We start from the raw sequence: 10,375 nt of genomic DNA on the forward strand, positions 1-10,375 counted from the left end.
GCTCAACAAGGAGGTGGAGAGCTTGACCCTGCTGTCCTACAGCTATTGTATCACGGGCATCTCAATGCCTGCTGATGCCTGAAATTATTAACTTTGAATCTTATTATACGAGGAGGTGTCCCATGACCCAGCGGGAACGGCAGATCCTGAAATGGATCGAAGAAAACCCCCTGATCTCCCAGCAGGAGCTGGCGGAAAAGGCCGGTATCACCCGGTCGTCGGCGGCGGTGCATATCTCCAACCTGATGAAGCAGGGACACATCGCCGGAAAGGGCTACATCGTCCGCACTGCTCCTTACGCGGTAGTGGTGGGAGGAGTGAATCTGGACATCGGTGGCCGGTCCTTCGGCAAGCTGGTACCGGCGGACTCCAACCCCGGACAGGTGCGCACCAGCCTGGGGGGCGTAGGCCGCAACATTGCCCACAACATGGCGCTGCTGGGGATGGATGTGCGGCTGCTCACCGCTTTCGGGGACGATATGAACGCCCAGCGCATTGCTGCCAGCTGCGGGGAGCTGGGCATCGACATCAGCCAGTGTCTGACGGTGCCTGGCGGAGCCACCTCCACCTATCTCTTCATCGCCGACCAGCGGGGGGATATGGCCCTGGCGGTGAGCGATATGGAGATCTATGAGCATATGACCCCGGCCTTTCTGGCCGGGCGGAGCCGCCTGCTGCAAAACGCCCAGCTGGTGGTGGTGGATACCAATATTCCGGCTCAGTCCATTGCCTGGCTGGCGGACAACCTGCATCTGCCCATCTTTGCCGATCCGGTATCTACCGCCAAGGCGGAGAAGCTGCGGCCGGTGCTGGGCAAGCTCCACACCCTCAAGCCCAACCGGATGGAGGCGGAGCTGCTCTCCGGGGTGACCATCACCGACGAGGCCAGCCTGAACCGGGCGGCGGACGTCCTGCTGGACACCGGCCTGCGGCGGGTATTCATCAGCCTGGGCGGGGAGGGCGTGCTGGCCGCCGACCACAACGGGCGGGTTCATGTGCCCTGCTGTCCCGGTCAGATGGTGAACACCACCGGCTGCGGCGACGCGAGCATGGCGGCCATTGCCTGGGCCTATCTGGAGGGCACCGATCTGGCGGGCACCGCCAAAGCCTCCATGGCGGCGGGGGCCATCGCCATGGAGAGCGCCGAGACCATCAACCCGGCCATGAGCGCCCGGCTGCTCCGGGACCGGATGGAAGCATAAACAGAAGGACAACTGATTTCATATGGAGGTAACTGCGATGAATCTGAACAAGTATCTGGACGTAGCTCCTGAAGTAGCCCAGGCCGTGGCCGAGGGCAAGCCTGTGGTGGCCCTGGAGTCCACCATCATCTCCCACGGTATGCCCTATCCCCAGAATGTGGAGACTGCTCTCAAGGTAGAGCAGATCATCCGGGACAACGGCGCGGTGCCCGCCACCATCGCCATCCTGGGTGGCCGCCTGAAGGCTGGTCTCACCGCTGAGGAGATCGAGTACCTGGGCAAACAGGGCCAGGCTGTGACCAAGGCCAGCCGCCGTGACTTGGCTGTGCTGGTGGCCCGCAAGGCCGACGGCGCCACTACCGTTACCACCACCATGATGATCGCCCATATGGCTGGCATCAAGATCTTCGCCACCGGCGGCATCGGCGGTGTCCACCGCGGCGCCGAGACCACCATGGACATCTCCGCCGACCTTGAGGAGCTGGCTTCCACCCCCGTGATGGTGGTGTGCGCCGGCGCCAAGTCCATCCTGGACCTGGGCCTGACTCTGGAGTACCTGGAGACCCACGGCGTACCCGTCATCGGCTACGGCACCAAGGAGCTGCCCGCATTCTACACCCGCAAGAGCGGCTTCGAGGTGGACTACCGCATGGACACCCCCGCGGAGATCGCCGCCGCTTTCCACGCTTCCCAGGAGCTGGGCCTGAAGGGCGGTATGCTGGTGACCAACCCCATCCCCGAGGAGTTTGCCATGGACTACGACGTGATCAACAAGGCCATCGACGAGGCCATTGCCCAGGCCAACGCCCAGGGCATCCACGGTAAGGCCACCACCCCCTTCCTGCTGGCCAAGGTGAAGGAACTCACCGGCGGCGACAGCCTGGATTCCAACATCCAGCTGGTATTCAACAACGCCCGTCTGGCTGCCCGCACCGCCGCCGAGCTGTGCGCCATGGGCTGAGTTTTCCCTTTCTTTCACGCAAAAGAACGCCGCATATGCGGCGTTCTTTTTTGCTTCAAGAAAAGGAATTGTAACAATATTTCTTTTTGTTTACATTCACCTGCCATGCGTTGAATCCGCCTCTGCCTGGACGTATAATAAACAAAACGACAATACTTGGACCAGATTACCGGCCTTGTGCCGGAGGAACGTGCCCCATGTGGGAGAAAAGAGGCGATCTTAATGGCACGGAAATCCATATTGTTTCGCCGGCTGGGTGCGGCGCTGCTGGCGCTGCTGCTTCTGCCGGCTACGGCTGCCTGGGCTGCGGAACCTGCACCTGCTGAGGCGGCGCCTGCCCTGGGGATCTACACCACAGGAGATATGGCGGGCCGGGTAGGAGAGACCGATCCCATGACCGGACAAACGGAAGAAAACAGCTATTTGAAAGTGGCCACCGCCATGGCGGAGGAACGTCAGACCGTGAAGAGCACGCTGCTGCTGGACAGTGGGGATGCGGTGGCCAATACCCTGGTCAGCGGCAGTGCCGCCGACACCGCTTTGGCTCTGCGTACCATCGGCTATGATGGACTGGTTCCCAGCGTGGAGGAGTTCCGGCTGGGGCAGGGCCACCGGGCCGCCTTTTTCCGGGATTTGACCGAAGAAAACGGCCAGGGTACGCCGGTGAAACTGATCTCCGCCGACTGGATGGACGGGGAGAGCGGACAGAACGCTGCCCAGCCCTACCACATCTATACCCGCCAGCTGGAGGGCAAGGAGATCCGGATCGCAGTGGTGGGCCTGGGCACTTTGGAGGTGCCCCAGTCTCTGCCCTCTTATTATTATAGTGACAGCCAGTTCGGCCATACGGACAACACCGGCATGAGCTATGCCTGGGAGTGGAACCACTGGATCTGGCCCCAGCTGGAGCGGCAGAATTGCGACCTGGTAGTGGTATGCTGCCACGCAGACCAGGAGACGCTGGAGGAGTTTGCCGCCCAGACCGCAGGGATTGACCTGCTGGTGAGCGGCCACGGCCAGGCGGATATGGGTACCTTGGAGAATCGGGATGGCCAGATGGTGTCCTGGGTCAGCAGCGGCGGAACCACCCTGACCCGTACAGAGGTGATTCTCTCTGACAACGGTACTCCTGTGATCGGCGAGAGCCAGCTGCTGAGACTGAGCGACTATGAAAATGATCCGGCGCTGGCCCAAGCCACGGCCGACGGCCAGAAGGCCCAGCAGGCCCGCGCCGAGCAGCGCGCAGGGACCCTGTCCGGCAACTGGACGGAGACCGTTGCCAGTGCTACCCGGCAGACGCAGGCGGCTGATCTGGTCGCCCGGGCCATGCTGTGGACCTCGGGGGCGGACGCGGCCCTGATTACCAACGGAAGCCTTGGATATCTGCCGGAGCAGAGCAGCAGCGGCAGCGGAGCCCGTGCCCTGAGCTTGAGGGACTGCGCTACCCTGGCCAGCGGAGACAGCCCGGTGGTGATGGTGGAACTGACCGGCGCCCAGCTGGAGGCATGGCTGGAGGTCTGTGCCGGGCGGTACCAGGTGGATGAGAGCGGTCGGGTGACCGGTGGGCAGGACGCCGATTTCCTGTATGGCATGGACTATGAGCTTTATGTAGGCGGCCAGCCTGGCCAGCGGGTGGTCAATCTGACCTGGCAGGGCCAGTCGGTGGAGGGGGATCGCACCTATCGTGTGATTCTGGAGGAGTCTCATCTGTATGACGACGAGTTCCCCTCCTGCACCGTTTTGTGGTCCGCCGCAGCCGATATGCAGTATGCTGCCACCGGCGGAACCATGGCCTCCCTTCTGACCGCGTTTACTTCCCGTTCCGGGGCGGTTGTACCGCAGCGGGAGAGTACCTGGGCGGTATACGCCGGTGCTGTGGACAGTCCCATGACCCGGTTGGGTTTTGTGGAGATGCTCTATGAGGTGGCAGGCCAGCCCAAGCCCGGGGCCAATGTGGCCTTTGCGGATGTGACGGGAAGCGACGCGGTGGTTTGGGCCGCGGAAAAGCGCATCGTCAGCGGAGACGGCAAGGGTATGTTCCTGCCCCAGATGGAAGTGACACGGGAGCAGGCGGCAGCCATGCTCTATAACTACGCCAGAGCGGAAGGCCTGGACCTGACCGCCGATGGCTCGGCTGTCAACGCCCTGTCCGACCGGGCTTCTGTCTCCGGCTGGGCGGTGACGGCGGTGGATTTCTGCCTCCGCAACGGTCTGCTGGAGACGGTGAACGGCCAGTTCCAACCCTCTGCCACCATGACCCGGGCGGAGGTCCAGCGGACCATGGAAGTTTTAAAAACATTGGATTGAACCTGTTTATAGGAAAACGGACGTCCTGCGGGACGTCCGTTTTTCTTTCATAAAACGGTAAGAGGGCGTTTAGAAATTTTTAAGATGATCCTGATACACTATCTTCAGAAGCAAAGGAGGCATACAGATGGAGCAGATTCTGAAGGTAGAAGGACTGTGCCGGGATTATGGCAGAGGAACGGTCACCCATGCGGTAGACCATGTGGATTTTTCGGTGGAAAAGGGGGAATTTGTAGGCATCATGGGCCCGTCAGGCAGCGGAAAGACCACCCTGCTCAACTGCATTTCCACCATTGATACCCCTACGGCGGGCCACATCTGGGTGGAGGGGAAAGACATTACCTCGCTGAAACAGAAGCAGCTCTCCCAATTCCGCCGGGAGCGGCTGGGCTTTGTGTTCCAGGACTGCAACCTGCTGGACACCCTCACCGCCTTTGAAAATATCGCCCTGGCCCTCACCATCCGCAAAATCCCGCCTCAGAAGGTGGAGCGTCTGGTGCAGGAGACCGCCCAGCTGCTGGAGATCACCGACTGCCTGAATAAATACCCCTATCAGATGTCGGGTGGCCAGCAGCAGCGCACCGCCGCCGCCCGGGCCATTGTGACCCGGCCAGCCCTGATCCTGGCCGACGAGCCCACTGGTGCTCTGGATTCCAAGTCCGCCCGGCTGCTGCTGGAGCGGTTCGAGGTGATGAACGAACTGTGTGAGGCTACCATCCTGATGGTCACCCACGACGCCTTTACCGCCAGCTACTGTCATCGCATCCTCTTCCTGCGGGACGGGGCGGTGTTTGCCCAGCTGGAGCGGGGGGATCTGGACCGCAGAGACTTTTTCCGGCGAATCATCGGTGTGGTGACTGAGCTGGGAGGTGACCAAAACGATGTTCTCTAAGCTGGCTGTCAAGAATGTGGGGCGCAGCTTCCGGGACTACGGGGTGTATTTCCTGACCGTGGCTTTCGGTGTGTGCCTGTTTTATGTGTTCAACGCTCTGGAGACCCAGAGTGTGATCCGCTACCTGGCCCAGCACCCCCGGGCCAACATTGTAGGGGCCATTCAGCAGCTCATCGGCATCCTGTCGGTTTTTGTGTGGGTGGTACTGGCCTTCCTCATCCTGTACGCCTCCGGTTTTCTGGTCCGCCGCCGGTCCCGGGAGCTGGGCACCTACCTGATGCTTGGCATGGAGCGCCGGCAGGTGGCCCGGCTGCTGCTGGCAGAGACCGCCGTCATTGCTCTGACGGCGCTGGCGGTGGGGCTGGCGCTGGGTGTGGTGCTCTCCCAGGCCCTGTCCCTCTTTACCGCGGGGCTGTTTGCGGTGCCCATGACCTACTTTGCCTTTTCCCTCTCTCTCCCTGCTATCGGCAAGACGGTGCTGGCCTTTGCGGCTATCTTCCTGCTGGTGATGTTCTACCACGCATTTACCATATCCCGGCGAAAGCTGATTGACCTGCTGCGGGCCCGGCGGGTCAATCAGGAGCTGAAGGTGCGCAGCCTGGGCGTCTCGGTGGTGCTCTTTCTCATTGGCTGCACCCTGCTGGTCGTGGCCTACACCATGCTGCTGACCCGGGGCCTGCTGCGGGTGGACGAACTGTTCTGGGTAATGATCGGACTGGGCAGCCTGGGTACCCTGCTGTTCTTCCGGGCTCTGTCCGGCTTTCTGCTGCGTCTGTGCCAGACCAGCAAGAAGCTCTATTATAAAAATCTGAATTTGTTCATCCTGCGGCAGTTCAACGCCAATATCAATACCACCTACCGGTCCATGACGGTGATCTGCCTCATGCTGCTGCTGGCCATCGGTATCACCGCTACCTCTGTAGGACTGAACAACACCGTCTCTCAGATGGCCGATCAGACCGTGCCCCAGGATGTGGAATTGTCTGTCTGGCCGGAGGAGGATGGGGGGACCATGGATCTGCCCGCACTGCTGACGGCGGAGGGCTTTGACCCGGAGCAGCAGTGCAGCCGCTGGATCACCTTCCCTATGTATCAGGACGAGAACGGGCACTCCTATCTGCTCCAGACGGACTATGATGCCTATGCGGCTGCCTGGGGGAAGGAAAAGGCCGACGCTTTTGTGGAGGACTGGCGTATCCAGATGGTGTCCCAGGAAACAGAGGAGCTGTCTGTGTCCCGCTGGTACTTCCTGGCCGACTATGCCGGGGACAGACAGGAGGGGGAGGACGCTTTCCTGGCGGCGGTGAGCGGCCTGAAGAATACCGGTGGCTATTCCTATACCACCAAGCTGTCCACCTGGATGGACCTGATGGGTACCAAAGTGCTGGTGCTCTTCATCGGACTCTACCTGGGGGTGGTGTTCCTGGTGGCCTCGGCGGCGGTGCTGGCCCTCCAGCAGCTCAGTCAGGTCGCCGACAGCGCCCAGCGCTATCGGGTCCTCTCCCAGCTGGGGGTTTCCCGGCGGATGCGGGGCCGGTCGGTGGATATCCAGGTGTTTCTGGCCTTCTTCCTGCCGCTGGCTCTGGCTCTGGTCCATGCCGTGGTGGGCATGACCGCCGCCAATGCCGTCATTGCCGAGGTGGGCAAGGTGGATGCCGCTGCCTCCAGCGCTGTCACCGCCCTGCTGCTGGTGGCGGTGTACGGCGGCTACTTCCTGGCCACCTGCTGGGGCAGCCGACGGCTGCTCAAGGGAGGATGACCTGATTCTGCAAAAGCAAGGGCCTGCCGCAGTCTGCGGCAGGCCCTTGCGGGGTTATGGCTCGTCTGAATCGTCCCAATCCTCTGAATCCTCCTGCTCCTCGGCGGGATCGGCTTCCTCAGGGGGGTAAAAGACCTGGAGCATGGCCCGAAGCAGGACCCAGCAGAGTGCGGAGCAGACCACCGTCTCCACAGCCAGCAGGCCCACGAAGCGGGCGGTGCTGCCGTCCAGGAAAAAATACTCCACCGCCGAGAAGAGGACCAGAAAGGCCAGCTGGGAAAAGAAAATGAGAAACTGCACCAACAGAGGGGTCTTGTAGCGGGAGAGTTTGGGGCGCAGCCGCTGGCTCAACCGGTCCCGCAGAAACTTGAGAGGCGGAAAGAATGCCACCGGGAGGGTGGAGAGCACAATGGCTCTGGCCGCCGGGTGGGACAGAAGCTGTGCCAGTTCGGCTTCCCCGCTGCTGGACGATTCCATGCCGGGCGGGTCCAGATAAGCCAGGAAGATCGGATCCATAAACTGCGCCTCCTTTTCATGGTTCTGCCTCTGGCTCCATGATAGGCCGGGGCGGGAGGCAAGTCAAGATACAAGGGAGGATCTTTGAAAGTTCCCGCAAAAAAGAATAAAACACTTGTAATCGTTCCTGTTTTGTGCTATTATCAATTTTACGTATGAGAGAAGGCGCGGGAGGACTGCGCCAAATAGAGTGCACATTGCCCCGCTGACGGGGCCGAAAGGACGATGTAGCGTGGATTACACCAAGCTGATTCTGAGCATTATCGATGTGGCGGCCTGCCTGTTCCTCATCGCCGTGGTGCTGCTCCAGTCCGGCAAGAGCGCCGGCCTGTCCGGTGCCATCGCCGGTGTTGCCGACACCTTTATGGCCAAGAATAAGGCCAAGAGCTGGGACGCCAAGCTGGCCAAGATGACCAAGTGGGTGGCCATTGGATTTATGATCCTCACCTTTGTCATCTGCCTGATCTGAGAATGCGAAAAAACGCCCTTCCGGTTTCGGAAGGGCGTTTTTTGTTGCGCCTGGGGCAAAAAGGGGTATAATACAAACCAGAAACACCAGAATCAGAAAGGAACGATCTATGAAAGAAACGAAGGAATTGACCGGTATCTACCAGGCCAGCGGCCGGGGCTTCGGCTTCCTGATCCCAGAGGAGGGGGAGGACTGCTTTATTCCGCCCCGGGCTGACGGCGGCGCCTGGAATGGAGATAAAGTAACGGCCCGCATCATTGAGGAGGACCCGCAGGCGGGGCGCCGGGTGGCCAAGGTGGTTCAGGTGCTGGAGCGGGCCAACAAAACCGTCACCGGCGTACTGGAGCGGTGGGATCACGCTCTGTGGCTGCGCCCGGACAACGACCGCCTGCCTGGCCCCATCCAGGTATTCACCAAGCGGAAGGGGGTGCGCCCCGGCGAGCGGGCGGCTGTGGCCATGACCAGCTTCGGCGGCGGCAAGACCGCCCCCATGGGCACCCTGCGGGAGCGGTTTGGTCCCGCCGACCGGCGGGAGGGCGCCGTGGAGGCCATCCTCTACACCCACGACATTGTGCGCACCTTCCCGCCTGCCGTGCTGGCAGAGACTGAGACCATCCCACAGGCGGTGGAGCCCTCCGCCCTGGCGGGACGGCTGGACCTGCGGAGCAAGACCATCATCACCATCGACGGGGCATCCTCCAAGGACTTTGACGACGCGGTGAGCCTGGAGAAGGACGACCAGGGCCGCTGGGTGCTGGGGGTCCACATCGCAGATGTAAGCCATTATGTGCGGCCCGGCTCCCCTCTGGACCTGGAGGCCTGGGAGCGGGGCACCTCGGTGTATTTTGCCGACCAAGTGGTGCCCATGCTGCCGGTGGAGCTGTCCAACGGCATCTGCTCCCTGAACCCCCATGTGGACCGGCTGGCCCTGTCCTGCATCATGACCATGGACGCAAGCGGTGCGGTAGTGGACCACACTATCACCAAATCAGTGATCTGCTCTACCGAGCGGATGACCTACGAGGACTGCAACGTGCTGCTGGCGGGGGAGGACCCCGCCCTGGCGGAGCGGTACGCCCACATCCTGCCCATGCTGAAGGATATGGCCGCCCTGGCTAAGCAGCTGGAGAAGCTGCGGCGGAACCGGGGGGCTCTGGACCTGGAGACCAAGGAAAGCTATGTAATCTGCGACAGTGAGGGCAGGCCGGTGGACGTGGCGCTGCGGCAGCAGGGGGAGAGCGAGAAGCTCATCGAGTCCTTTATGCTGGCCGCCAACGAGTGCGTGGCGGAGCACCTGAACCGCCTCCATAAGCCCTGTGTCTACCGGGTCCATGAGAAGCCCTCCGACGAGAAGGGGGAGGCCCTGCGTACCATGGTGGCCCCTCTGGGCTACGACCTGAAGGGGACCGACAGCCACTCCCTCCAGAAGCTCCTGGACTGGGCCAAGGGCAGGCCGGAGGAGGGGGCGGTGTCCATGATGGTGCTGCGCTCCCTGATGAAGGCCCGGTACGACGAGGACAACCTGGGCCACTTCGGCTTGGGGGCGGAGTATTACTGCCACTTCACCTCTCCTATCCGCCGCTATCCCGACCTGATGGTCCACCGGGTGCTTACCGCCCTGCTGGACGGGACGCTGGATAAACAGGAGAAGAAGCTGACCACCGCTGTGGGGCGGGCCGCCGTCCAGTCCTCCCAGCGGGAGCTGGCCGCTCAGGAGGCCGAGCGGGAGATCGAGAAGCGGTATCTGGCGGAGTTTATGGCGGGCCACATCGGGGAGAGATTTGCTGGTGTGGTGTCCGGCGTCACCCGGTTCGGCCTCTTTGTGTCGGTGGCCGGGGGCGTGGAGGGACTGCTGCCGGTGGAGGCCCTGCCCGGCGGGCCCTGGGAGTATGACCAGGCCCATCTGCTCCTGGTGGAGCTGGGCGGCAGCGGCCGGTATACCTTCGGCATGGCCCTGGAGGTGGAGTGCGCCGCCGCCGACCCGGTGAGCGGTCAGGTGGACTTTATCCTCCCCGGCGGTACCCCTGTAGCCAAGCAGGAGCGGCGAGCGGAGAAGCCCAGAGAGGAAAAGCCTCGCCGGAAGAAGGGAGGCAACCGCCGGTCCATGCACCTGCCCAAACGGCGAAAAGGAGGCAGAAAACGATGATGAAGCGTATTCTTTCCGGGGTATTATTGCTTTGCGTATTGGGTTTGACGGGGTGCGGCAGTCAAATGCCCGCCCCTACGCCGACGCCTACGCCTGCCGCTACCCCCAGTCCCACGGCAACAC

8 protein-coding genes are annotated in these 10,375 nt (G+C 62.0%); 7 read left to right on the top strand and 1 reads right to left on the bottom strand.

The annotated features are described in order from the left end of the window. The first annotated feature begins 122 nt into the window (after nt 1–122). The 5 genes from B5G06_RS13350 (at nt 123) to B5G06_RS13370 (ending at nt 7,121) form a co-directional block, all read left to right on the top strand. The gene (locus tag B5G06_RS13350) at nt 123–1,202 is read left to right on the top strand and encodes a PfkB family carbohydrate kinase (protein WP_087189542.1); all 1,080 of its coding nucleotides are present in this window, start codon (nt 123–125) and stop codon (nt 1,200–1,202) included. A gap of 37 nt (nt 1,203–1,239) precedes the next feature. Next, complete coding sequence (locus B5G06_RS13355) at nt 1,240–2,163, top strand: pseudouridine-5'-phosphate glycosidase (protein ID WP_087189543.1); 924 nt, start codon at nt 1,240–1,242, stop codon at nt 2,161–2,163. Between the two features lie 222 nt (nt 2,164–2,385). Next, nucleotides 2,386–4,470 carry a 5'-nucleotidase C-terminal domain-containing protein gene (locus B5G06_RS13360; protein ID WP_087189544.1) on the top strand — a complete coding sequence of 695 codons (2,085 nt, stop codon included), beginning with the start codon at nt 2,386–2,388 and terminating at the stop codon, nt 4,468–4,470. 127 nt (nt 4,471–4,597) lie between these two features. Further along, nucleotides 4,598–5,362 (top strand): ABC transporter ATP-binding protein, encoded by a 765-nt coding sequence (locus B5G06_RS13365; protein WP_087189545.1) that lies wholly within the window; start codon nt 4,598–4,600, stop codon nt 5,360–5,362. Then, the gene (locus B5G06_RS13370; RefSeq protein ID WP_087189546.1) at nt 5,352–7,121 is read left to right on the top strand and encodes an ABC transporter permease; all 1,770 of its coding nucleotides are present in this window, start codon (nt 5,352–5,354) and stop codon (nt 7,119–7,121) included. Before B5G06_RS13365 ends, B5G06_RS13370 begins: the two co-directional genes overlap by 11 nt. 54 nt (nt 7,122–7,175) lie before the next feature. Here B5G06_RS13370 and B5G06_RS13375 read toward each other — a convergent pair whose 3' ends face one another. Beyond that, the gene (locus B5G06_RS13375; RefSeq protein ID WP_087189547.1) at nt 7,176–7,637 is read right to left on the bottom strand and encodes a hypothetical protein; all 462 of its coding nucleotides are present in this window, start codon (nt 7,635–7,637) and stop codon (nt 7,176–7,178) included. A gap of 232 nt (nt 7,638–7,869) precedes the next feature. Between B5G06_RS13375 and secG the strand changes: the two genes are divergently transcribed. Both secG and rnr read left to right on the top strand, forming a co-directional pair. Beyond that, nucleotides 7,870–8,106, top strand: a complete 237-nt coding sequence (gene secG / locus B5G06_RS13380; RefSeq protein WP_087189548.1) for a preprotein translocase subunit SecG — start codon at nt 7,870–7,872, stop codon at nt 8,104–8,106. 91 nt (nt 8,107–8,197) lie between these two features. Next, nucleotides 8,198–10,252 (top strand): ribonuclease R, encoded by a 2,055-nt coding sequence (gene rnr, locus B5G06_RS13385; RefSeq protein WP_255396457.1) that lies wholly within the window; start codon nt 8,198–8,200, stop codon nt 10,250–10,252. The last annotated feature ends 123 nt before the right edge of the window (nt 10,253–10,375 follow it).

Origin of the sequence: Flavonifractor sp. An52, assembly GCF_002159385.1 — a bacterium.
Lineage (GTDB): Bacteria > Bacillota > Clostridia > Oscillospirales > Oscillospiraceae > Flavonifractor > Flavonifractor avicola.